The 23548-nt window shown below is 74.7% G+C and carries 20 protein-coding genes, 1 pseudogene and 1 riboswitch; of the genes and pseudogenes, 10 read left to right on the top strand and 11 right to left on the bottom strand.

The genetic code is table 11. The annotated features are described in order from the left end of the window. Window positions 1–92: 92 nt before the first annotated feature. The 3 genes from JKP75_RS02075 (at window position 93) to JKP75_RS02065 (ending at window position 3658) form a co-directional block, all read left to right on the top strand. On the top strand, window positions 93–1373 hold the full coding sequence (locus JKP75_RS02075; protein ID WP_200489383.1) for a cyclopropane-fatty-acyl-phospholipid synthase family protein: 1281 nt from the start codon (window positions 93–95) through the stop codon (window positions 1371–1373). Between the two features lie 119 nt (window positions 1374–1492). After that, complete coding sequence (locus tag JKP75_RS02070) at window positions 1493–3178, top strand: DNA repair helicase XPB (protein ID WP_200489384.1); 1686 nt, start codon at window positions 1493–1495, stop codon at window positions 3176–3178. A gap of 75 nt (window positions 3179–3253) precedes the next feature. Next, window positions 3254–3658 (top strand): nuclear transport factor 2 family protein, encoded by a 405-nt coding sequence (locus tag JKP75_RS02065; RefSeq protein ID WP_200489385.1) that lies wholly within the window; start codon window positions 3254–3256, stop codon window positions 3656–3658. 76 nt (window positions 3659–3734) lie between these two features. Here the strand turns inward: JKP75_RS02065 and JKP75_RS20160 are convergent, their stop codons facing one another. After that, window positions 3735–5918 (bottom strand): HNH endonuclease signature motif containing protein, encoded by a 2184-nt coding sequence (locus JKP75_RS20160; RefSeq protein WP_242471155.1) that lies wholly within the window; start codon window positions 5916–5918, stop codon window positions 3735–3737. A 276-nt stretch (window positions 5919–6194) separates the two neighbouring features. On the opposite strand from JKP75_RS20160, the gene JKP75_RS02055 reads away from it, so the two are divergent. Continuing rightward, complete coding sequence (locus JKP75_RS02055; RefSeq protein ID WP_242471156.1) at window positions 6195–7955, top strand: DEAD/DEAH box helicase; 1761 nt, start codon at window positions 6195–6197, stop codon at window positions 7953–7955. 182 nt (window positions 7956–8137) lie between these two features. Here the strand turns inward: JKP75_RS02055 and JKP75_RS23285 are convergent, their stop codons facing one another. Then, window positions 8138–10048, bottom strand: a complete 1911-nt coding sequence (locus JKP75_RS23285; protein WP_309229438.1) for a response regulator transcription factor — start codon at window positions 10046–10048, stop codon at window positions 8138–8140. A gap of 559 nt (window positions 10049–10607) precedes the next feature. Next, window positions 10608–11108, bottom strand: a pseudogene (locus tag JKP75_RS23280) (AAA family ATPase); the annotation flags it as partial. A 483-nt stretch (window positions 11109–11591) separates the two neighbouring features. On the opposite strand from JKP75_RS23280, the gene JKP75_RS02040 reads away from it, so the two are divergent. Then, entirely contained in the window at window positions 11592–11837 is a 246-nt protein-coding gene (locus tag JKP75_RS02040) for a DUF6458 family protein (protein WP_200489387.1), read from the top strand. A gap of 245 nt (window positions 11838–12082) precedes the next feature. Here the strand turns inward: JKP75_RS02040 and JKP75_RS02035 are convergent, their stop codons facing one another. Further along, window positions 12083–12829, bottom strand: a complete 747-nt coding sequence (locus JKP75_RS02035) for a phospholipid scramblase-related protein (RefSeq protein WP_200489388.1) — start codon at window positions 12827–12829, stop codon at window positions 12083–12085. Between the two features lie 140 nt (window positions 12830–12969). On the opposite strand from JKP75_RS02035, the gene JKP75_RS02030 reads away from it, so the two are divergent. Both JKP75_RS02030 and JKP75_RS02025 read left to right on the top strand, forming a co-directional pair. Further along, entirely contained in the window at window positions 12970–14241 is a 1272-nt protein-coding gene (locus JKP75_RS02030; RefSeq protein ID WP_200492724.1) for an ArgE/DapE family deacylase, read from the top strand. After that, window positions 14238–14894, top strand: a complete 657-nt coding sequence (locus tag JKP75_RS02025; RefSeq protein WP_200492723.1) for a metal-dependent phosphohydrolase — start codon at window positions 14238–14240, stop codon at window positions 14892–14894. The genes JKP75_RS02030 and JKP75_RS02025 overlap by 4 nt, the downstream gene beginning before the upstream one ends. Here the strand turns inward: JKP75_RS02025 and JKP75_RS20150 are convergent. Then, window positions 14833–15042: a DUF4031 domain-containing protein gene (locus tag JKP75_RS20150; RefSeq protein ID WP_309229437.1), complete on the bottom strand. Its 210-nt coding sequence runs from the start codon at window positions 15040–15042 to the stop codon at window positions 14833–14835. The two genes, JKP75_RS02025 and JKP75_RS20150, sit on opposite strands and share 62 nt — an antisense overlap. An 88-nt stretch (window positions 15043–15130) precedes the next feature. Here JKP75_RS20150 and JKP75_RS20145 point away from each other — a divergent pair, with 88 nt between their 5' ends. Continuing rightward, window positions 15131–15493 (top strand): VOC family protein, encoded by a 363-nt coding sequence (locus tag JKP75_RS20145; protein ID WP_200489390.1) that lies wholly within the window; start codon window positions 15131–15133, stop codon window positions 15491–15493. Further along, entirely contained in the window at window positions 15490–16482 is a 993-nt protein-coding gene (locus JKP75_RS23625; RefSeq protein WP_200492722.1) for a Gfo/Idh/MocA family protein, read from the top strand. The genes JKP75_RS20145 and JKP75_RS23625 overlap by 4 nt, the downstream gene beginning before the upstream one ends. On the opposite strand, the gene JKP75_RS02005 is transcribed toward JKP75_RS23625, so the two are convergent. From JKP75_RS02005 to thrC, 4 genes are all read right to left on the bottom strand, one after another. Further along, a complete protein-coding gene (locus JKP75_RS02005) occupies window positions 16479–17273 on the bottom strand; it encodes a DUF72 domain-containing protein (RefSeq protein ID WP_200489391.1) in 795 nt (264 codons plus the stop codon). The two genes, JKP75_RS23625 and JKP75_RS02005, sit on opposite strands and share 4 nt — an antisense overlap. A 213-nt stretch (window positions 17274–17486) precedes the next feature. Next, window positions 17487–19118 (bottom strand): chaperonin GroEL, encoded by a 1632-nt coding sequence (gene groL / locus JKP75_RS02000; protein WP_200489392.1) that lies wholly within the window; start codon window positions 19116–19118, stop codon window positions 17487–17489. Between the two features lie 251 nt (window positions 19119–19369). Further along, entirely contained in the window at window positions 19370–19570 is a 201-nt protein-coding gene (locus JKP75_RS01995) for a cold-shock protein (RefSeq protein ID WP_040337424.1), read from the bottom strand. A 201-nt stretch (window positions 19571–19771) separates the two neighbouring features. Then, entirely contained in the window at window positions 19772–21073 is a 1302-nt protein-coding gene (gene thrC / locus JKP75_RS01990; RefSeq protein WP_200489393.1) for a threonine synthase, read from the bottom strand. 12 nt (window positions 21074–21085) lie between these two features. Continuing rightward, window positions 21086–21216, bottom strand: a riboswitch (SAM riboswitch). A 58-nt stretch (window positions 21217–21274) separates the two neighbouring features. Between thrC and JKP75_RS23620 the strand changes: the two genes are divergently transcribed. Further along, window positions 21275–22252 (top strand): HAD hydrolase family protein, encoded by a 978-nt coding sequence (locus tag JKP75_RS23620; RefSeq protein WP_309229436.1) that lies wholly within the window; start codon window positions 21275–21277, stop codon window positions 22250–22252. Here JKP75_RS23620 and JKP75_RS01980 read toward each other — a convergent pair. Continuing rightward, window positions 22249–23148 (bottom strand): ABC transporter permease, encoded by a 900-nt coding sequence (locus tag JKP75_RS01980; protein WP_242472737.1) that lies wholly within the window; start codon window positions 23146–23148, stop codon window positions 22249–22251. The genes JKP75_RS23620 and JKP75_RS01980 overlap by 4 nt on opposite strands. Beyond that, entirely contained in the window at window positions 23145–23537 is a 393-nt protein-coding gene (locus tag JKP75_RS20135) for a hypothetical protein (RefSeq protein WP_242472736.1), read from the bottom strand. Before JKP75_RS20135 ends, JKP75_RS01980 begins: the two co-directional genes overlap by 4 nt. Between the last annotated feature and the right edge of the window lie 11 nt (window positions 23538–23548).

The raw sequence follows: 23548 nt of genomic DNA, 5'->3' as shown, positions 1-23548 counted from the left end.
CTGCGCCCGGCGCGTCCCCGCCGCTTCCCCTCCCCCAGCGCGCTGCGGGAGGATCCCGCCACCGCTCAGCGATGCCGCGGTGAGGAGCAGTGATGGCACGACGGACGGTGGCCGACCGGCTGGCGGAGGCCCTGGGCCTCGTGCTCGGGACGCAGCAGCTCCCGCTGCGGCTGCGCGGGTGGGACGGCTCGGTCGCGGGCCCGCCGGGGGCCCCGGTCGTCGCGGTGCGCTCGCGCCGGGCGCTGCGACGGCTGGCGTGGTCGCCGGGGCAGCTCGGCCTGGGCCGGGCCTACGTCGCCGGCGAGATCGAGATCGAGGACGACGTCTTCGAGACCTTCGACGCGCTGCGCTCGGTCGGCCGGCTGGCCGAGAAGGGGTCCGTCCCGACGCCCACCGCGCGCGAGCGGCTGGCCCTGGCCGGCACGGCGCTGCGGCTGGGCGCGGTCGGCCCCGAGCCCGCGCCACCCGCGGAGGAGGTCGACCTGGGCCGCGTCGGCCGGCGGCACTCCCGCGGCCGGGACGCCGCGGCGATCGCGCACCACTACGACGTCGGCAACGAGTTCTACGAGCTCGTCCTCGGGCCGTCGATGGTCTACTCCTGCGCGGTCTGGGCCTCTCCCGACGTCGGCCTGGAGGCGGCCCAGGAGGCGAAGCTCGACCTGGTCTGCCGGAAGCTCGGGCTGAGCGGGGGCGACCGGCTGCTGGACGTCGGGTGCGGCTGGGGCGGCCTGGCGATCCACGCCGCGCAGCGCTGCGGCGCCACCGTCGTCGGCATCACGCTGTCGGAGGAGCAGGCGCAGCTGGCGCGCAAGCGGGTCGCCGAGGCCGGGCTGACCGACCGCATCGAGATCCGGGTGCAGGACTACCGCGCGGTCGACGACGGCCCGTTCGACGCGATCGCCTCGATCGGCATGTCCGAGCACGTGGGCCGCGCCCACATGCCCGCCTACGCCCGGCAGCTGCACGACCTGCTGCGCCCCGGCGGGCGGCTGCTCAACCACGCGATCGCCTGGAACGCCGGGACCGCGACGTGGAACCCCGACACCTTCATCGCGCGCTACGTCTTCCCCGACGGGGAGCTGCTCGGGCTGGGCGAGACGGTCGGGCTGCTCGAGGCCGGCGGCGCCCTGGAGGTGCTCGACGTCGAGGCGCTGCGGCAGCACTACGCGCTGACGCTGCGGGCCTGGGTGCGCCGGCTCGAGGCGCACTGGGACGCCGCCGTCGCCGCGTCGAGCCCCGGGCGGGCGCGGGTGTGGCGGCTGTACATGGCCGCGTGCGCGCTGGCCTTCGAGAGCGGGGAGCTGGGCCTGAACCAGGTGCTGCTGCGCCGGCCCGGGGGTGAGCAGCCACCGCTGCGGCGCGACTGGATCTGAGCCGGGGGGCTGCGCAGCCGAGCCCCGAAGGCGGAAGGGACCGCCCCTCCGCGGCGTTAACCTGGGCAGTCCGGCGCGCTCGCCCGCGCCGAAATCCCCGAACGAAGGACGCTGAACGCGTGTCTGACGGCCCCCTGATCGTCCAGTCCGACAAGACGCTGCTGCTCGAGGTCGACCACCCGCTGGCCAAGGAGTGCCGGTCGGCGATCGCTCCCTTCGCGGAGCTGGAGCGCTCCCCCGAGCACGTGCACACCTACCGGGTCACCCCGCTGGCGCTGTGGAACGCCCGCGCCGCGGGGCACGACGCCGAGCAGGTCGTCGACGCGCTGGTGCGGTACTCGCGCTACCCGGTGCCGCACGCGCTGCTGGTCGACGTCGCCGACACGATGGACCGCTTCGGCCGGCTGACGCTGGCGAACAACCCGGTGCACGGGCTCGTGCTGACCTCCACCGACCGCGCGGTGCTGGAGGAGGTCGTCCGCTCGAAGAAGGTCGCCCCGATGCTGGGCGCCCGCATCGACGAGGACACCGTCGTCGTGCACGCCGCCGAGCGCGGGCGGCTGAAGCAGGCGCTGCTCAAGATCGGCTGGCCGGCGGAGGACCTCGCCGGGTACGTCGACGGCACCGCGCACCCGATCCACCTCGACGAGTCCGGCTGGAACCTGCGCGACTACCAGCAGGAGGCGGTGGACGGGTTCTGGGCGGGCGGCTCGGGCGTCGTCGTCCTGCCGTGCGGTGCGGGGAAGACGTTGGTCGGCGCGGCGGCGATGGCCGAGGCGAAGGCGACCACGCTGATCCTGGTGACGAACACGGTCGCCGGGCGGCAGTGGAAGCGCGAGCTCATCGCGCGCACCTCGCTCACCGAGGAGGAGATCGGCGAGTACTCGGGCGAGCGCAAGGAGATCCGCCCGGTCACCATCGCGACCTACCAGGTGATCACGACCCGCCGGAAGGGCGAGTACATCCACCTGGACCTGTTCGACGCGCAGGACTGGGGCCTGATCGTCTACGACGAGGTGCACCTGCTGCCGGCGCCGATCTTCCGGCTGACCGCCGACCTGCAGTCCCGCCGCCGGCTGGGGCTCACCGCGACGCTGGTGCGCGAGGACGGCCGGGAGGACGACGTCTTCTCGCTGATCGGGCCGAAGCGGTACGACGCCCCGTGGCGGGACATCGAGGCGCAGGGCTACATCGCGCCGGCGGAGTGCATCGAGGTGCGGGTGTCGCTCGACGACGAGGAGCGGATGACCTACGCGGTCGCCGAGCCGGAGGAGCGGTACCGGATCGCGGCGACGGCGCAGTCGAAGCTGCCGGTGATCCGACGCGTGCTGGAGCGGCACCCCGACGAGCCGTCGCTGGTGATCGGCGCCTACCTCGACCAGCTCGAGGAGCTCGGCGCCGCGCTGGACGCCCCGGTCATCCAGGGGTCCACGACCAACCGCGAGCGCGAGAAGCTGTTCGACGCCTTCCGCGCCGGGGAGATCCGGACGCTGGTGGTCTCCAAGGTCGCGAACTTCTCCATCGACCTGCCCGAGGCGGCCGTCGCCGTGCAGGTGTCGGGGACGTTCGGGTCGCGGCAGGAGGAGGCGCAGCGGCTGGGCCGGCTGCTGCGGCCCAAGGCCGACGGGCGGCAGGCGCACTTCTACAGCGTGGTCAGCCGGGACACCCTGGACAGCGAGTACGCCGCGCACCGGCAGCGCTTCCTCGCCGAGCAGGGGTACGCGTACACGATCGTCGACGCCGCCGACCTGGCCGGCCGCGGCGAGGTCAACGGCCCGGACTGGGTGGACGAGCCCGCCGACTGAGACCCCGGTCACTGCTGGTCAGGGCTGCGCCGTAGGTTCCTGCCCACCGGTCCCCACTCCGAGAGGCATGCACCCATGGACGAGATCCAGCAGCTGGTCGCGCAGAACGAGATCCGCAACCTGGTCGCGCAGTACGCCCAGCACACCGACGACACCCGGATCCAGGAGTGGACCGAGCTGTTCGTCGAGGACGCGCGCATGGAGGCCGGCGGGCAGCCCCTCGAAGGCCGCGCTGCGCTGACCGAGTGGATCACCGGCGTGACCTCGAGCATGAAGCTGCGGCACGTCATGGGCGGGCACACCGTCACGCTCGACTCCGCGACCGAGGCCCACGGCGCCGCCGACATGATCCTGCTGGCCGCGGTCGAGGGGAACTGGATCCTCGCCGGCGCCCCGCGCTACGTGGACAAGTACGTGAAGACCGACGCGGGCTGGCGCTTCGCCGAGCGGATCCTCGAGGACCGTCCGGCCAAGGGCTGACGCCATCCCGCTCTACTGCTCCACCCGCACTGACTCACCTCCTCGCCGCTCAGCTGCCCCGCCGCCGTGACCCCGGTCAGAACGGCGGCGGGGCGCTGCGCGCCCGCAGCCCGGACGGCGTCGTCACGGTGAGCGTGCCGTCGGGCGCCAGCACGTGCCGCCAGCCCGGGGCCTGGTGCTTGCCGCGGTGGTGCGGGGTGCAGTAGCCGGCGAGGTTGGCCGCGCTGGTCGGCCCGTCCGGCCAGGGCCGGCTGTGGTCGAGCTCCCCGCCGCGCGGCACCGGTCGCCGGCAGCCCGGCAGCCGGCACCGCCGGTCCCGGGCGCGCAGGTAGCGTTCGAGCGCCGCTCCCGGCCGGTAGCCCGGTGACGGGGGCGGCGGTCCGAGCGCTCCACCCCGACGGAGCTCGCGGCTGTCCGCGAGCGCCACCAGGGCGCCCGTGAGCGCGTCGACCACGGCGATCCGCGGTCGCTCCGCCAGCCCTCCTCCCGCGGTCGCCTGGAGCAACCGGGCCAGCGCGGCCCGCTGCCCAGCACTGGCTGCCCGGAGCGCCTCGAGCGCGTCGGGAGCGGCTGAGACCCGCCCCGCGGGCGAGCCCTGCCACGCCGCCTCGTCAGCGGCATCGGCCACCTCGGCCCGCCGGACCTCGGTCGCCGCCCGGCCGACCGCGCGGTCGAACTCGAGAAGCGCTCGTCCCGCCGCGTCCACCGCCGCGTCGGCCGCTGCCCACGTCGGCGGGTCCGACGAGGCGGCTGGCGGATCCGGTGCGGCTGCGGTCGTGGCGCCCGGCGACGTCAGCGCGGCGGCGGGTGGACCTCCCCCACCCGCTGGATCCGGGGGTCGCGATCGGGCCGCGTGGAGCACGCCGTCGTACTCGAAGACCGGCCTCCCGCGGGCGCCCCACTCCTCGACCACCGCGCGTTTCTCGACGTCGCGCCACCACTCCGCGAGCGCGCGTTCCATCGCCGACGCGGATGCCGCGGGCACGAGCGCCGCCACGGTGCCTGCGTCGGGACGTTCCTCCCGCGACGCCTCTGCGCCCGGTGGAGCAGCGCCCGGTGGAGCAGCGCCCGGTGGAGCAGCGCCCGGTGGAGCAGCGCCCGGTGGAGCAGCGCCCGGTGGAGCAGCGCCCGGTGGAGCAGCGCCCGGCGGAGCAGCGCCCGGCGGAGCAGCGCCCGGCGGAGCAGCGCCCGGTGGAGTAGCGCCCGGTGGAGCAGCGCCCGGTGGATCGGCGCTCGGTGGATCGACATCCAGTGGATCGCCGTCGGGACGGGTCACGTCACCCTCGCCATCGGCCTCCTCGCCCGCGTCGGCGGCGCAACCGGGCCCGTCGCCGACGTCTGCGTCCTCCTCGGGCAGCAGCCCCAGCGCCCGGGCGAGCGCGCGCACCACCTCCGCGGGGACGACCTGGCCGGCGACCTCGCCCGGCTGATCCCCGCCGAGCAGCGTGGACACCGCGGCGACCACGGTCAGGTGCGCCTGGACCGGCGCGAGGTCCGACTCCCCCGGCCGCAGCACCAGGTCCAGCAGGCAGTCGGCCATCTTCTGGCCGCGGGTGCGCTCGTCGCCCGGCTCGTCGAGGGCGTCGGCGTACCGGCCCAGCGCGTCGACCAGCGCCGCCGCCTCGGGCACGGTCAGCAGCGCCACCGCCTGCGCCATCCCGTCGTCCCGGTCGGGCCGGACGTGCACCCCGCGCCGCCGCACCGCCTCGGCCAGCCGGCGCGCGCTGTCCCGCGCATCGACCAGCAGTCCCAGGCGGCGGGCCTTCGCGGCCAGCTGCGCCGGCGTCGTCACCCGCCCTTCCATCCAGGCGAGCAGCCGTGCCTCCAGCTCGGCCCGCTTCCGGTCGTCCGCGATCGGGCCCACCCGCTCCAGCACCGGGAACAGGTGGCCGACGTGCAGCCGCCCGGACTCCAGCGCCTCGAGCGTGCGCGGCAGCCGGTGCACGAGGGTGAGCGACCGCTCCAGCAGCGTCTCGGCCGCCGAGCCGCTGACCTCCAGCGCGAGCGCGAGCTCGTCCCCGACCCACTCGCTCACGTCGGCGAGCACCTGGGGCCGGGCCGCCCGCCGCTCCTCGCTCATCGACCCGGGCACATCGGCGGGGCGGTCGGCCGAGGCCGGGCGGGTGGCAGCGAAGGCCGCGACCGCGCGGGCCCGCACCGCGGTCTGCCGCGAGATCTCGCGATCGGCCGCCTGGACGGCACCGAGCGGCCCGGACGCCCACCCCGCCGTGGGCCTCGCCGTCGTCCCGCCGTCCCTCATGTGTTCGAACATACGATCGACCACCGACACTTTTCCGCGCATCCCGAGGCGGCCGGGAACGATGTGACCGGCGGGGCGTGACGTATCCGTCCCTCACAGGATGGGAATCACCACAGGACTCGCCGGGTGGATCGCATCGCCCGCAGGTCAGCGACCCGTCGCGGCGCTCCATACGCCGCCGGGGCCGGGGCACGCGGCAGGACCCGGGTTGGGCGTGTTGCCCTCGCGGCAGCCAGAATGGACCCCGACATGGGGAGCGCAGCACGAGCGGAGGCCTTGAGCCCGCAGACGAACAGCCGGCCGCTCCGGGCGTGGCAGCGCACCGCCCTCGAGCAGTACGAGGAGACCTCCCCCAAGGACTTCCTCGTCACCGCGACTCCCGGCGCCGGCAAGACCACGTTCGCCCTGACACTCGCCGCGCGGCTGCTCGCCCGCCGTGAGGTCGCGCGGGTCGTCGTCGTCTGCCCGACCGACCACCTGCGCCTCCAGTGGGCCGACGCCGCCGACGCGATGGGCATCGTGCTCGACCCCGGCCTCACCAACGCCGTCGGCCCCGTCCGCGCGGGCACGCAGGGGTACGTGACCACCTACGCGCAGGTCGCCGGCAAGCCGATGCTGCACGCCGCCCGCTGCACCTCGGTGAAGACGCTGGTCATCCTGGACGAGGTGCACCACGCCGGCGACGGGCTCTCCTGGGGCGAGGCCTCCGAGGAGGCGTTCGGCCGGGCCGCGCGCCGGCTGTGCCTGACCGGGACGCCGTTCCGCACCAAGCCCGACGAGCGCATCCCCTTCGTCCGCTACGAGGAGGACACCTTCGAGGGCGACGGCGGCGAGCGCGGCGTCGGCCTGGTCAGCCGCGCGGACTACACCTACGGCTACAAGGAGGCGCTGGCCGACAACGTCGTCCGCCCCGTCGTCTTCGCCGCCTACACCGGCACCTCGCGCTGGCGGAACTCCGCCGGCGAGGTGGTCGCCGCCTCCCTGTCGGAGGCCGGCACGCGGTCGGTCGAGATGCAGGCCTGGCGGACGGCGCTGGACCCCAAGGGCCAGTGGGTGCCGCACGTCATCGCCGCGATGGACGACCGGATCACCCACCTGCGCGAGAACGGCATGCCCGACGCCGCCGGGCTGATCCTCGCCAGCGACCAGGACGACGCCCGCGCCTACGCCAAGATCGTCCGCCGGGTGACCGGCAAGGCGGCCGAGCTGATCCTCTCCGACGACCCGAAGGCGTCGAAGAAGATCGAGCGCTTCGCGACCGGGTCGGCGCGCATCGCCGTCTGCGTCCGCATGATCTCCGAGGGCGTCGACGTCCCGCGTGCCGCCGTCCTGGCCTGGATGACCTCCTACCGGACGCCGCTCTTCTTCGCCCAGGCCGTCGGCCGCGTCGTCCGCTCGCGGGCGCCGCACGAGTCGGCGACCGTCTTCCTGCCCGCCGTCCGGCCGCTGTTGTCACTGGCCGCGTCGATGGAGGAACAGCGCAACCACGTCATGCCGCCGCCGCGCACCCAGCCCGAGGAGGAGCTCGAGGCGCTGGACCTGCCGCCGCGGGAGCCCCGCGAGGGCGAGCAGAAGCAGTGGGAGGCCCTCGAGGCCGACGCCCGCTTCGCGCACGTGCTGCACAGCGGGACGGCGCACACCGGCGAGGGCTCCGGCCCGACCGTGGTCGTCGGCGAGGAAGAGGAGGAGTTCCTCGGCATCCCCGGGCTGCTCACCCCGGCCCAGACCGCCGAGCTGCTCTCCAAGCGCGACGAGGAGCTGCGGCTGCGGATCGCGGCCAGCCACCGCGCGGACGCCGACGACTTCATGGTCGTCGAGGACCACCCCGACGAGGACGACGCCGGCCGCTCGTGGCGCGACGCCGCCGAGCTGCGCCGGGAGATCAACAAGCTGGTGAACCGGGTCGCCGCGCGCACCGCGCAGCCGCAGGCCGTGGTGCACACGCAGCTGCGGCAGTCGGTGCCCGGCCCGCCGTCGGCGTCGGCGTCGGTCGACGTGCTCCGCGCCCGGCGGGAGCGCCTCCGCACCATGCTCTGAGGGCGCCCCGTCGCCGACTGCTGACCTGATGTCGCTCGCTGCGGCGCGTCCGCCCGTGTCGGCGACCGCAACTCAGCAGTCGACCCCGGCGGGGCCGCCGTCCACACGCCGGCCGTTCTTCCACAGATGCGCCGGCGGCCGGTCGGACGAGGAGATCCTCCGACTCCTGACCGACAGAGCGGCTAGGACTCCACCGGCAGCAGACCTCGCGCCGCCGCTATGGCGACCGCCTCGGTGCGGCCGCCGGCGCCCAGCTTCGCCAGGATGTTGCTGACGTGCACGCTGGCCGTCTTCTCGCTGATGTAGAGCTCCGCGCCGACCTGCTTGTTCGTCCGGCCCAGCGCGAGCAGCCGCAGCACCTCGGCCTCGCGAGTGGTCAGCACCGCGCTCACCTCCACCGGCCGCACCCCGGCGACGTCGAGCCGGCCGCGGCGGGCCAGCGCCTCGAGCGCGGTCCGCAGCGGCTGCGCCCCCAACCGGACGGCGACCTCGTGCGCGAGCGCCACCTGCTCGGCCGCCCCCGCGCGGTCGCCGGCCGCCAGCAGCGCCTCGGCCAGCCGCCACCGGGACCGCGCCTGTTCGTAGACGTGCCCGAAGCCGAACGCCTCGACCGCCGCGCGCCACGGCTCGACCGCCGGCTCGTCCCGAACGCGGGCGGCCTCCGCCGCGACCCGGGCCAGCCACGCCCGCGCCTCGACGCCCATCGTGTCGCCGTACGTCCCGCGGTAGATCTCGACGGCGGAGTGCGCGGCCTCGACCAGCTCCTCGCCCTCGCCTCGCCAGCGGGCCTCGGCCTCGGCGTCGCCGCCCCTCCGCGCGGCGACGGCGGCATCGGCGACCGGTGCGAGCGCGCTGCCGGCCAGACGCAGCACGCCGAGGTGGTCGTCGTCCCACTCCTGCCGCAGCCGCCGGTAGCTCGCCAGCGCGACGTCGACGGCGTCCCGGGGCCGGCCCTCCCACGCGGCCAGGTCGATCTCCGAGCCCGCCGTGACCAGGTCGAGCAGCACGTGCGCGCTCAGCCGCGGGATCAGCCCACGGGCCCAGTCGATCCGCGCCCGGGCGGACGGATCGCCCCGGCCGACCAGCACGAGCAGCCCGTCGGCCCGCACGTGCGCGGACATGTCGGGCACGCGCGCCAGCACGTCGGCCTCGGCCAGGCTGCCGTCCCAGTCGCCGGCCATGTACAGCGCCGTCACGTGCAGGTGCCGCAGCTCGGCCGGGTAGTACGACCACTCGACGCCGAGGTCACGGGCCCGCCGGGTGCCCTGCCGCGTCCACTCCAGCGCCTCGGCGATGCACCCGGCCTCGAAGGTGACCGTCGCCAGGTTGAACAGCACCCGCATCTCGACCTCGACGTCGCCGGACCGGGCCGCCCGCGCCAGCGCCTCGTCCAGCCGCGCCCGCACCACGACGGGGTCGGCACCGGGCCGCGCCCGCACCTGGGTGACCGCGATGTCGGCCCACGCTCCGTCGAAGCCCAGCGCGTCCGCGGCCGCCAGGGCCTCCTCCGCCGTGGCGTCCGCCTCGTCCAGCCGGCCGACGGAGTAGCTCATCCGCGCGTGCGTCGCAGCCGCCCAGGTGCGCGCCTCCGACGGCGGCTGCGCGGGCACCAGCGCCATCGCCGCGGCGCTCTCTCGGTAGGCCCCCGCGTCGTCCTCGACCCGGACCATCGCCTGGGCCAGCGTGTAGTGGATCCGCGCCCGGACGGCGGGGTCGCCGTCGGGACCCAGCACCTGCAGCGCGGCCCGCAGCAGGGCGACGGCGCGGTGGGACTCCCCCACGGTGCGCGCGCTCGCCGCCGTCTCCAGCAGCAGCGCCGCCTGGTCGCGGCCCGCCCGCTCCTCGGCGTCCGGCACCGCCGACCACAGCGCCAGCGCCGCCTCCAGGTGCTGCAGCTGCTCGGCGGGGGCGCCGACACCGCGCGCCGCGGCCGCCGCCGCCAGGGACGCCTCGAACGCGCCCGGCAGGTCGTTGCTCTCCCGCGCGTGGTGGGCGCGCTCGGCCGCGGTGCCGGCGGCCGGGTCGCGGGCCAGGTAGGCGGCGATCTCCGCGTGCAGCCGCACCCGCTCCCCCGGCAGCAGGTCGGCCAGCACCGCCTCGCGGAGGCAGCGCGTGCCGGAACCGGTAGCGGCCGTCGTCGGAGACCACCAGCAGGTAGTGGTGCACCGCCTCGGCGAGCGCGGCCTCCAGGTCGCCGTCCGCCAGTCCGCTGACCGCCGCCACCAGCTCGTGCCGCACCCGCCGGCCGGCGACGGCGGCGACCCGCACGACCTGCTGGGTCGCGGGCGAGCGCTGCTCCACGCGGGCGAGCAGCACGTCGGTCAGGCCCAGCGGCAGCACCTCCCCGTGCAGCCCCGCCGCCAGCAGCTCCTCGGCGTAGAAGGCGTTGCCCTCGGCCCGGGTGACGACGTCGTCGACGACGGAGTCGGGGAGCACCCCCGCGTCCGCCGCCAGCCGGCGCACCAGCGCGCCGACGTCGTCGTCCGGGAGCGGGCCGAGCTCCAGCCGCTCCACCGCGGGCAGCCGGACCAGCTCTGCGAGCAGCGGGCGCAGCGGGTGCCGCCGGTGCAGGTCGTCGGCGCGGTAGGAGGCGACCACCGCGACGCGCTCGTCGCTGAACCGGGCCAGCAGGTAGCGCAGCAGGTCGCGGCTCGACCGGTCGGCCCAGTGCACGTCCTCCAGCACCAGCAGCAGCGGCTCCTGCCCGGCGAGCTCGCAGACCAGGGCCGCGACCGCCTCGAACAGCTGGAGCCGGCCGTCGTCGACCGGCGGGGGCGCCGCGCGGTGCGGCAGCTCTCGCCCGAGATCGCGCGCCTCCGGCACCGCCGGCGGCGGCGCAGCCACCGGCCGGCCGGCGAACAGCGGGGCCAGGACGGCGCTCGTCGCCGCGACCGGGGCCGGCTCGGGATCGGCGGCCACCGGGCGCAGGAGGTCCACGAAGGGCAGGTAGGGCAGGCCGACGTCGCCCAGGTCGACGCAGTGCCCGGTGAGCACCCGGAACCCGCGCTGCTCGGCCCGGGCGGTGAGCTCGTCGAGCAGCCGGGTCTTCCCTACGCCCGCGTCGCCGGACAGGAGAACGGCCCCCGACCGCCCGGTGGCGGCGCGGTCGAGGGTCGCCAACAGGCGGGCGAGCTCGGCGGCCCGTCCCACCATCGGCGCGTCGTCCCGGTGCGGCACGGCGATGATCGTGGCACGGGCATCCGACGGGACCGAGCGGGTTCCGGGGCGCCCAGCGGCAGCGGCCGGCAGCGCCGGGGTGGTCAGCGCCGACGCCGGCGGGCGCGGAACCACGGGTTGGGCCGGGACCGGGTGCCGGCGCCGGCCGCGGTCAGCACCTCCCGCCGGTAGGCGAGCTCGGCCTCGAGCGCCGGGTTGCTGTAGTGCAGGGTGGTCATCGTCGTGCCTTCCGTCGTCCTCGGTTCGATGACGACGACGTTCGTGCTGAGGCCCCCTGTCCGGCATCGGTAGGTCACGCAGTTCCGCGGGCAGCCCGTCGTCTGAGGCCCTCAGACGGCACCCCCGTTCGGGGGACATCGGCGGCCCGGGCGGTTCCCGGCGGAGCCGGAGGGCAACCAGGCGTCCGCGGCGCCCGCCGTCGGCCCGGGTGCGCCCGGCCGCCAGCACAGGGAGTACGGCATGAGGCTCGGAACCGGCATCGTCCTGCTCGCGCTCGGCGCGATCCTGACCTTCGCCCTGGACGTGGACATCAGCGGCCTCGACCTGCAGGTGGTCGGGTGGATCCTCATGATCGTCGGCGCGCTGGGCATCGTCCTCGAGCTCGCCGTCTGGGGCCCGCGGCAGCGCCGGGTCACCCGCACCGACGCCTACGCCGAACCCGGCGCCGCGCCGGTGCGGCGCAGCACCACCGAGGAGACCTACTGACCGGCGCCTGACCACGACGACGAAGGGCCCCGTCCGCACGGACGGGGCCCGACGTGTGCGTGGAGGTCCGGACCGGGTGACGGCCGCCTCGCGGCGAAAAGCACAACACGGCTCCAGGCCCCCGACCGAGGTCGGGGCGGTAGTCCGTGAAGGCGTAACCAAATGGCACCCGGGGGCACGTGGCACCCGGCCCGGACCGCTCCCAGGGTACGCGCCGCTCCTCCGCGGTGCTGTCGTGAGCAGTCCTAGTTGAAGCCGCGGTCGTCCTGCTTCAGGGCGGTGTCGACGGTGAGCGCGGAGGCCAGCACCAGGCTGGCCAGCGGCTCCGGCAACCGGGCGTGCACGAGGACGACATAGCGGTCGGCCGTGGTGAACAGCGTGCGCGCCAGGCCCTCCCACTTCTTCGTGATCCGAGCGACCTCGGTGCCCGCCGCGTCGGTGATCGCGAAGTCCCAGGCCCGCCAGTTCTCCGCCTGGATGGCGCCGACCAGCTGGCCGCCGGACACGAGGTCGAAGCCGATCTTCCCGAAGACGTTCGCCTGCACGATCTCGCCGATCGGGCTGCCGTCCGGCCGCTGGACGACCACCCGCGACTTCACGAACTTCGCCGGTCGGGTCAGCACGAGGACCGGCCCGGTGGCGTCGCGCACCTCGAGCCGGTGGGTGAGGAACTGGTCGAGGTTGCTGAACAGCCGCACGGCCTTCTTCACCGCGCTCTGCCCGACCTGGACGACGGCGCCGATCTGGGTGCCCTGGCCGTCGAGCACGGCGTACTCGTTGGTGAGCTCGACGAGCTTGGTCTTCTGGTTCACCAGCAGGACCGGCTGCTCGTAGAGGGACGGGCCGGCGCCCCCGGGTGCCGGCGACGCCGCCGGCGGGGGCGGTGCTGCCTGCTGGACGTGCTCGGTCCAGCCCTGCCCGTCCCACCAGCGGGTGCCGGTCGCGCCGGAGGGATCGGGGTACCAGCCCGGAGGGGGCGGTGGCTGAGTCACGCGCGCACGGTAGCCGTCGGACGCCGGGACGCCGTCCTCCCTCACCGCAGCGCCTCCTCCCCCACGGTGCGCGCTGAGGGAGGACGCTCGACGATCAGGTGACCTGATCCCAGCGGGGGCGCCGTGCCAGACTCGGCGACGTGCCGCCGCTGACCGCCGTCGAGGAGCGGGTGCTGGCAGCGGTCGACGAGCGCTGGGTGGTCGAGCGGCTCTCCGCGCTGGTCCGCGTCCCGTCGGTGGGCGGTACCCCGGCCGAGAGCGAGATCCAGCACCTGCTGGCCGGCTGGCTCACCGAGCTGGGCTGCGACGTCGACCTGTGGCCGATCGACCTGGCCGAGGCGGCGCAGGCGGAGGACGCCCCCGGCCAGGAGGTCGAGCGGAGCGAGGCGTGGGGCGTGGTCGGCACGGTCCCCGGTGCCGACGACGGCACGCCCGCGCTGGTGCTCGCCGGCCACACCGACGTCGTCCCGCCCGGTGATCCGGCGCGCTGGCCCGGCGACCCGTTCGAGCCCCGGCTGGCCGGCGGCGAGCTGCACGGCCGCGGCGCGTGCGACATGAAGGCCGGCGTCGTCGCCTCGCTGGCCGCCGTCGCCGCCCTGGGGACGGCGGGGGTGCGGCTGCGCCGCCCGCTCGCGCTGCACGGCGTCGTCGGCGAGGAGGACGGCGGCCTGGGCGCCTGGGCCGCGCTGCGCCGCGGGCACACCGGCGACCTGTGCGTCATCCCCGAGCCGACGGCGGGTGCGGTCGTCACCGCGCACGCGGGCGCGCTCACCTTCCGGCTGGAGGTGACCGGGCGGGCCGCGCACGCTGCGATGCGCGACCGCGGGGTGAGCGCCGTCGAGCTGTTCGCCGTCGTCCACGCGGGGCTGCTGGAGTTCGAGGCCGAGCGGCAGCGGGACGCCGATCCGCGGTTCGGCGACGCGCGCTTCCCGTACGGCCTGTCGATCGGGCGGGTGCAGGCCGGCGACTGGGCCAGCTCCGTGCCCGACCGGCTCACCGCCGAGGGCCGCTACGGGGTTCGGATCGGCGAACCGGTCGCGCAGGCGAAGCGGGCGTTCGCTCGACGGCTGACCGCGATCTGCGCGGCGCACCCGTGGCTGGCCGAGCACCCCGTCGGTCTGGCCTGGACCGGCGGCGCGTTCGCCAGCGGCGCGCTGCCCGAGGGTTCCCCGCTGCTGCCCGCCGTCCGCGGCGCGGTCGAGGACGCCGGCGGCGGGGTGCCGCCCGAGCGGGCGCTCCCGGCCGGCACCGATCTCCGGCTCTACGCCGCCGCGGCCGTCCCGACCTTGCACTTCGGCCCCGGGGACCTGCACCTCGCGCACGGCCCCGACGAGCGGGTGCCGATCGCCGAGGTCGTCACCGCGGCCCGCGCCTTCGCGCTGCTCGCGCTGCGCACCTGCGGGTTCCGATGAGCGTCGACTTCCCGGCCTGGGCGGCGCTGGCCGGCGACTCCCCCACCTCGCGCACCGAGTGGGCAGCCCTCGTCCGCGCCTGGGGCGAGCCGCACCGCCGCTACCACGACCTCGCCCACCTGGCCGCCGTCCTCGGCATCGTCGAGCAGCTGGCCGACGCCGCGAGCGACCCGGACGCGGTGCGGCTCGCCGCCTGGTACCACGACGTCGTCTACGACCCGACGCGGAACGACAACGAGGCGGTGAGCGCCGGGCGGGCCCGGGCCGGGCTGCGCGGGCTGGTCCCCGACGAGCGGATCGCCGAGGTGGAGCGCCTGGTGCTGCTCACCGCCGGGCACGCCGTCGAGCCCGGCGACGCCAACGGCGCGGTGCTCTGCGACGCAGATCTGGCGGTGCTCGCCTCCCCGCCGGAGGCCTACGCCGCCTACGCCTCGGCGGTGCGCGAGGAGTACGGCCACGTGCCCGACGAGCAGTTCACCGCCGGCCGGATCGCCGTCCTCGAGCAGCTGCTCGCGCTGCCCCGGCTCTACCGGCTGCCCGCGGTCGCGGGCACCTGGGAGCCGAGGGCGCGGGCGAACCTGGCCGCCGAGATCAGCCTGCTGCGGGCCCGCGCGGCTTCCGGACCCGCAACCCCGCCGCCAGCAGCCGGCTGAGCAGCTCCCGGCACTCGACCGGCGTCGCCCCGGCCGAGACCGCGACGTCGTACAGGTCCTCCGGGACGTCGTAGTGGTCGCCCTGGAACGCCCGCCGCGGGATGCCCAGCTCGACCTCGACGAAGGCGTGCAGCTCCTCGTAGGACACGTCGCTGACCAGGTGCGATCCAGCGTCGGCCCCGCCACGGCCACACGGGGGTGTCGATCAGCACGGTCACCGTGCCAGTCTGCCCGCCATGGCGCCCGAGCACCCGGAAGTCCAGGTCTCGCCGATCTTCCCGGTCACCGACCTGCCCCGGGCGCTGGCGCACTACGCCGCCCTGGGCTGGTCGGTGTCGGCCCACGACGACGGCTACGGCTTCGCGGCGTGGGCCGGGGTCGAGCTGCACCTCGTCGTCACGGAGGGGCACGACCCGCTGCGCACCGCGGCTGCCGCCTACCTGCACGTGCCCGACGCCGACGCCCTCGCGCAGCGCTGGGCCGGCGTCCCGCGGACGACCACCCCGGTCGACACGGACTACGGCCTGCGCGAGGGCGCGCACGTCGACCCGGACGGCAACCTGCTCCGTTTCGGCTCCCCGCTACCGTCGGCCCGGTGACCACCGAGATCCGCTGGGGCGTCGTCGGGCCGGGCCGCATCGCGGAGAGCGTGCTGCCGGACTTCGCGCACGTCCCGGACGCCCGCGTCGTGGCCGTCGCCTCCCGGTCCCAGGACCGCGCCGACGCGTTCGCCGCCCGGCACGGCATCGACCGCGCGCACGGCTCGTACGCCGCGATCCTCTCCGACCCGGACGTCGACGTCCTGTACGTCGCGACCCCGCACGCCCAGCACGCCGCCTTCGCCGCCGCCGCCCTGCGCGCGGGGAAGGCCCTGCTGGTGGAGAAGTCGTTCACCGCCACTCCCGCGGGGGCCCGCGGGGTCGTCGCCCTCGCCCGCGAGACCGGCGTCTTCGCCATGGAGGCGATGTGGACCCGCTTCCAGCCGGCGGTCGTCGCGCTGCGCGAGCTGGTCGCCGACGGCGCGATCGGCGAGGTGCGCTCGGTGCAGGCCGACCTCGGCGTCGCCCGCGAGTACGACCCGGCCGACCGGCTCTTCGCCCTCGAGCTCGGCGGGGGCGCGCTGCTCGACCTGGGCGTCTACGTCGTCTCCTTCGCCCAGATGCTGCTCGGGACGCCGGACACCGTGACGGCCACCGGCTCGCGCTACGAGACCGGCGCCGACGCCGAGGCCGGCCTGCTGCTGGGATACGACGACGGCAGGAGCGCCACGCTGCTCACGTCGTTGCGGCAGGCGCTGCCCGGCCAGGCGCGGGTGTTCGGGACGACGGGCTGGATCGACGTCCTCCCGCGATTCCACCACCCGGCCACGATCGTGCTGCACCGCGCCGGCGCGGAGCCCGAGACGATCACCCGCCCCCCGGCCGGCGCCGGGTACTCCCACGAGCTGATCGAGGTGGTCGAGTGCCTGCGCGCCGGCCGCACCGAGAGCGCGGTGATGCCGCTGGCCGACACGCTCGCCGTCCAGGACGTGCTGGGCCGGGCCGCGGACCAGCTCGGGGTACAGCACGCCGAGGACCCGGACTTCTAGCCCTTCGGCACGGGGACCGGCCACGCGGCGCCGGTCGCCTGCTCGGCGGTGGGCACGCGGGTCGTCGTCCCCCCGGCCCGGCGGACGGCGTCGGCGAAGCGCACCGCATCGATGACGGCGTTGCAGCCCGGATCGTTGTTGAAGTACACGAGGACGTCGGCGTCGCCGTAGGTGCCGACCACCCGCTCGGCCCAGAGCTCCAGGGTCTGCGCGCGGTACCCCCAGCCCTCGAAGCCGTGGTGGAAGCGCAGGTAGCCCCACTCGGCGGTGCGCCACAGCGGGGCGATCGGCTGCTCGTCGCGGTCGGCCCAGCACAGCGCGGCTCCGTAGCGCTCCAGCAGCGCGCGGACCTCGTCGGTCCACCACGACTCGTGCCGCGGCTCGACCGCCACCCGCGTGCCGGGCGGGAACTGCGCGAGGCACTCGCGCAGCAGCTCGGGATCGGCCTTCAGCGTGGGCGGCAGCTGCAGCAGGATCGTGTCGAGCTTGTCGCCCAGGCCCGCCGCGCGCTCCATCAGCCGGCCGACCGGCTCCTCGGGCTCGCGCAGCCGCTTCATGTGGGTGAGGAACCGGCTGGCCTTGACCGCCCACCGGAACTCCGGCGGGGTGCGGTCGCGCCACTGCTCGAAGGTCGCCCGCTCGGGCAGCCGGTAGAAGGCGTTGTTGCTCTCGACGGTGGCGAAGTGCTCGACGTAGTGCTCGAGCCACAGCCGCTGGGCGAGCTTCGGCGGGTAGAAGGCGCCGCGCCAGTCGCGGTACTGCCACCCCGACGTCCCGATGATCACCGTCACCGACGCCGCCTACCCGGCGCGACCGGCTGCGACGCCTCCGCCGCACAAGGGCCCGTCGTCCCCAACTGCGGGGAAGTTGGCCCCTCGGGCACCGCTGAGAGCCCTGTTTCCCCGCAGTTGCGCGGGAGGCAGGGCCCGGGAACGCCGACAGGGGCGGCCCGCTCGGAAGCGGACCGCCCCTGCCGGGCAGTGCGTTGTGCCAGGGGGCTGGACTCAGAAGTCCATGCCGCCCATGCCACCCATGTCGCCGGCGCCGGCGGCCGGGGCGTTCTTCTCCGGCTTGTCGGCGATGACGGCCTCGGTGGTGAGGAAGAGCGCCGCGATGGAGGCGGCGTTCTGCAGCGCGGAGCGGGTCACCTTGGCGGGGTCGATGATCCCGGCGGCGATCAGGTCCACGTACTCGCCGGTGGCGGCGTTGAGGCCGTGCCCGGTGTCGGAGTTGCGGACCTTCTCCGCCACGACGCCGCCCTCGAGGCCGGCGTTGACGGCGATCTGCTTCAGCGGCGCCTCGAGCGCGACGCGCACGATGTTGGCACCGGTGGCCTCGTCACCCTCGAGCTCGAGCTTGTCGAACGCGACAGCCGTGGCCTGCGCGAGAGCGACGCCACCACCGGCGACGATGCCCTCCTCGACGGCGGCCTTGGCGTTGCGCACGGCGTCCTCGATGCGGTGCTTGCGCTCCTTGAGCTCGACCTCGGTCGCGGCGCCGGCCTTGATGACGGCGACGCCACCGGCCAGCTTGGCCAGGCGCTCCTGCAGCTTCTCGCGGTCGTAGTCGGAGTCCGACTTCTCGATCTCGGCGCGGATCTGGTTGACCCGGCCCTGGATCTGGTCGGCGTCCCCGGCACCCTCGACGATCGTCGTCTCGTCCTTGGTGACGACGACCTTGCGGGCGCGGCCGAGCAGCTCGAGGTCGGCGTTGTCGAGCTTGAGGCCGACCTCCTCGCTGATGACCTGGCCACCGGTGAGGATGGCGATGTCGGTCAGCATGGCCTTGCGGCGGTCACCGAAGCCCGGGGCCTTGACGGCGACGGACTTGAAGGTGCCACGGATCTTGTTCACGACCAGGGTCGCGAGGGCCTCGCCCTCGACGTCCTCGGCGATGATCGCCAGCGGCTTGCCCGACTGCATGACCTTCTCCAGCAGCGGGAGCAGGTCCTTGACGGTGCTGATCTTCGAGTTGACGACGAGCACGTACGGGTCGTCGAGGACGGCCTCCATGCGCTCGGTGTCGGTCACGAAGTAGGGCGAGATGTAGCCCTTGTCGAAGCGCATGCCCTCGGTGAGCTCGAGCTCGAGGCCGAAGGTGTTGCTCTCCTCGACGGTGATGACGCCTTCCTTGCCGACCTTGTCCATCGCCTCGGCGATGAGCTCGCCGATGGCCGGGTCAGCGGCGGAGATCGAGGCGGTGGCCGCGATCTGCTCCTTGGTCTCGACGTCCTTGGCGGTCGAGAGGAGGTACTCGCTGACCGACGCGACGGCGGCCTCGATGCCCTTCTTCAGGGCCATCGGGTTGGCGCCGGCGGCGACGTTGCGCAGACCCTCGCGCACGAGCGCCTGGGCCAGCACGGTGGCGGTGGTCGTGCCGTCACCCGCGACGTCGTCGGTCTTCTTGGCGACCTCCTTGACGAGCTCGGCCCCGATCTTCTCCCACGGGTCCTCGAGCTCGATCTCCTTGGCGATGCTCACACCATCGTTGGTGATGGTGGGCGCGCCCCACTTCTTCTCAAGAACGACGTTCCGGCCACGGGGGCCGAGGGTCACCTTGACGGCGTCGGCGAGGGTGTTCATGCCCCGCTCGAGGCCGCGGCGCGCCTCTTCGTTGAACGCGATCATCTTGGCCATGTGGTGATGTCCTCCGAGCATGGATCGCTGCACGGCCGGGTGGGTGCCCGCGACGGACGACACCGGGGGACGCGGACTCCCTTGCGTCCGCGCGCCAGTGCCTCACCGTTCCGACCTGATTGGCACTCGGGAGCCCCGAGTGCCAGAAACGAGTCTGGCACTCGACCCTGGCGAGTGCAAGGAGGGGTCCCCCGGAACGCCGGAGGCCCGGCCCCTCGCGGGGACCGGGCCTCCGGGTCGTGCCGGCGTTCTCAGGCGCTGCGCACCGCGTCGGCCTGCGGGCCCTTGGCCCCCTGGACGACCTCGAACTCGACGCGCTGGCCCTCGTCGAGGGACTTGTAGCCGTCCATCTGGATGGCCGAGTAGTGGACGAAGACGTCCTGGCCGCCGTCGACGGCGATGAAGCCGAAGCCCTTCTCGGCGTTGAACCACTTCACGGTGCCCTGTGCCACGTGTGCTCCCACGTTTCGTGCATGCGGTCGTCCCATCCTGATGAACGGACGAGGTCTCGCTCTTCCGCCCGCGAACACGAACATGGAGGTCGAACCGGGCGGAAAGGTACAGCAGAGTGACGTGGCACACACGCATTTCGGGCACGACTCGTTGCCGGATCCGGCGAACGGTGTCACCTGAACCGGTGACACCGTCCGCGGTCAGCCGATCAGACCGGCCTGGCGGGCCGACTTCAGCGAGGGCTCGACGGTGTGCGTCGGGCCGACGACCGGCTCCAGCGGGTCGAGGGTCTTGAGCCCCTCCCCGGTGTTGAGGACGACGGTCTCCTTCGCCGGGTCCAGCCGCCCGTTCCCCACCAGCTGCCGCAGCACGGCGACGGTGACGCCGCCCGCGGTCTCGGCGAAGACGCCGGTGGTGCGGGCGAGGTCGCGGATGCCCTGGACGATCTCGTCGTCGCCCACCCGGCCCACGGCGCCCCCGGTGCGGCGGATCGCGTCGAGCGCGTACGGGCCGTCGGCGGGGTTGCCGATGTTGAGCGACTTGGCGATCCCGGTCGGCTTGACCGGCTTCACGACGTCCCAGCCGTTGTCGAAGGCCGTGGCGATCGGGTCGCAGCCGGCCGACTGCGCGCCGAAGATCGTCCACTCGGTGGCCTCGACGATGCCGGCGGCGGTGAGCTCGCGGAAGGCCTTGTCCACCTTGGTGAGCAGCGAGCCCGAGGCCATCGGGATGACGACCTGCGCGGGGATCCGCCAGCCCAGCTGCTCGGCCAGCTCGTAGCCCATCGTCTTGGAGCCCTCGGCGTAGTAGGGCCGCACGTTCTGGTTGACGAAGGCGGTGTCCTCGAACTCGTCGGTCTCGGCGAGCTCGCTGGTCAGCCGGTTGACGTCGTCGTAGGAGCCGTCGACGGCGACCAGCGTCTGCCCGTACACCGCCGACTGCACGATCTTGCCCGGCTCCAGGTCGGAGGGGACGAACACGAACGAGGGCAGACCCATGCGCGCGGCGTGCGCGGCCACGGAGTTGGCCAGGTTGCCGGTCGAGGCGGCGGCGATCTTCGTGTAGCCCAGCCCCTTGGCCGCGGTGGCGGCGAGGCTGACCACGCGGTCCTTGAAGGAGTGCGTGGGGTTGGCCGAATCGTCCTTCACCCAGAGCCCGCCGGTGAGGCCCAGCTCCTCGGCCAGCCGGTCGGCGCGGACCAGCGGCGTCATCCCCGGGTCGAGCGAGACGCGGGAGGCCGGGTCCTGGCCGACCGGCAGCAGCGCGACGTAGCGCCAGATGTTCTGCGGCCCCGCCTCGATCTGCTCCCGGGTCACCGCCTTCATCAGCTCGGGGTCGTAGTCGACCTCCAGCGGCCCGAAGCACTCGGCGCAGGCGTGCTCGGCGATGAGACCGAAGGTGGCGCCGCAGTTGCGGCAGATCAGCCCGCGCGCGGGGCAGGGCGGCACCGGGCCACCGGCGTGCGAGTCGGCCTGGAGAGAACCGGGAGCGGTCAGAGTCATGCGACGACTACCTCCTCATCTTCCCCGCGTCGGGCCGTCGAGCCGCGCGGGACGGAATTGGCACCTCCCGCTGCAGACGTGCGCGCAGTCGGCGGTTGCCGGGGCTTCATCGGGCCGTGTCCCTCTGCCCCTCTGGATGAGTGAACGACCGAACTCTACCCACCGGGCGGCCGGTAGCGAGCGGCGGACAGGATGGGGCGCGTGGCAGCACGCATCGTCTACACCGATCTCGACGGCACGATGGTGGGGCCGCGGGGGTCGTTCTGGCACACCGCCGGCCGCGATCTGACCGCCGACCCGGCGACGGCGCTGCTGGAGCTGCACCGCGCCGGGATCCCGTTGGTGCTGGTCAGCGGCCGGACGCTGGACCAGGTGGTGGAGGCCGGCCGGATCTTCGCCGCCGACGGCGCGATCGCCGAGCTGGGCGCGACGGTCAGCTGGGACGGCGGCCGGGAGCGCCGGCAGCTCACCGGCGAGCTGCCCGCCGAGCACGAGGGGCGCACGCCCATGGAGGCCATGGCCGCGCTCGGCGTCGTCGAGGAGTTGATGGCAGCGCACCCCGGCCGGCTGGAGTGGCACGCGCCGTGGCACGCCACGCACGAGACCGACGCGCTGCTCCGCGGCCGGGTGGACGCCCGCGCCGTCGACACCTGGCTGGCCGAGCGCGGCCTGGGCTGGCTGACCCTCAACGACAACGGCGCGATCCAGCGGACGTCGCGGATGACGCTGGCCCCCGATCCCGCGCCGCCGCGGGTCTACCACCTCATGCCGCGCGGGATCTCCAAGGGCGCCGCCATCGCCTGGGACCTCGAGCGCCGCGGCATCGACCCGGCCGACGCGGTGGCGATCGGCGACAGCACCAGCGACCTGGACATGGCCGCCGCCGTCGGCCGGCTGTGGATCACCGCCAACGGCGCGGCGGTCGACGGGATGGCCGACCGGATCGCCGCCGTCCCGAACGCCGCGGTGACCGGGGCGCCCATGGGCGTAGGGCTGGGCGCAGGCGGTGCGGGCGAGCCTCTGAGCGCGCGGGTCACCGGTCCAGCGGCCGCACGACCCGGCGGCACCGGCGGCAGGCCGCCGTCCCGTCGGGACGCAGCGGGCCGAAGCGGTGCCCGCGCCACCAGCAGACCAGGCGCGCACGCACCGTGCTGGGCGGGGTCACGCCGGGCAAGCTAGCTGGTCACGTCGCGGCGGGCGAAGGCGCGGAAGCCCAGCGCGGTGAACAGCGCCGCGTAGACCAGGGACTGCACGACGCCGCGGAACAGGTCGCCGTCCTGGACCGGGGTCTGCAGCAGGTCGACCCAGGCGAACTCGCCGGCGGTCGGGAACCAGTCGCGCAGCGAGCCCAGCTGCTCGACCTGGTCGAGGATGGCGAAGACGAACATGGTGAACACCGCGCCGCCGACGGCGGCCAGCGGCGCATCGGTGATCGTGGAGAACCAGAACGCCAGGGTGCCCACGACCAGCAGGTGGACGGCGAGGTAGCCGAGCATCCCGGCCAGCCGCACGAACCCCTCCCCCTGCGCCAGCGTCACGCCGATCGGGGTCTCGACGGCGCCGAACCCGAAGGCGATCGAGCCGGCCACCACCGCGACGGCGGTGAGCGTCAGCAGCGCACCCACCGACAGCACCAGCGCGGCCAGCCACTTCTGCCGGAGCAGCCGCATCCGCGGCACCGGCGTCGCGAGCGTGTAGCGCAGCGCGCCCCACTGCGCCTCGCTGGCCACGGTGTCGCCGAAGAACAGCGCGAAGACGACGACGAGGAAGAAGCCGGTGGTCGCGAAGAGCACGAACAGGGTGAAGTTCAGCCCGCTGGCGGTGGCGACGTCGACCAGGTTGATCCGGTCGTTCCCGCGGGCGTTCTCGCTCGCCCCCAGCTGCAGCGCGGCGATGAGCAGCAGCGGCAGCGCGGCCATGAGCGCCAGCACGCCGAGCGTCCGGCGCCGGGCGAACTGGCGGCGCAGCTCGACGGTCAGCCGCAGCGTGCGCGAGGGCCGGTAGCCCTGGACCGCGCCGCTGGCCTGGACCCCCGGGGCAGAAATGGCCATTTCTGCCCTGTCGTCGGTGCTCATGACTCCCCCACCAGCGCCAGGAAGGCGTCCTCGAGCCGGCGCCGCGGCGTGAACTGGTCGACCGCGATGCCGGCCGCCACCAGCGCCTGCAGCGCCGCGGCGCGGCCGTGGCCGTCCAGGTCGGCCACGAGCCCGTCGTCGGTCCGCGCGGCGGTCACCCCGGGCAGGCCCTCCAGGACGGCGATCGCCCGGTCGGTGTCGGCCTCGGCCACCCCGACGAGCACCGCGCCGCCCACGCCGACGATCTCCTCGACCGTGCCCTGCGCGATCTTCCGGCCCTTCGCCATGACGACGACGTGGCTGCAGGTCTGCTCGATCTCGCTGAGCAGGTGGCTGGAGACGATGACCGTGCGCCCGGTCGCGGCGTAGGAGCGCAGCACCTCGCGCATCGCGTGGATCT

The organism is Blastococcus sp. TML/M2B, from assembly GCF_016612865.1.
GTDB lineage: Bacteria > Actinomycetota > Actinomycetes > Mycobacteriales > Geodermatophilaceae > Blastococcus.
The sequence above is the reverse complement of the archived record's forward strand: the minus strand, read 5'-3'. Positions and strand labels throughout refer to the sequence as shown.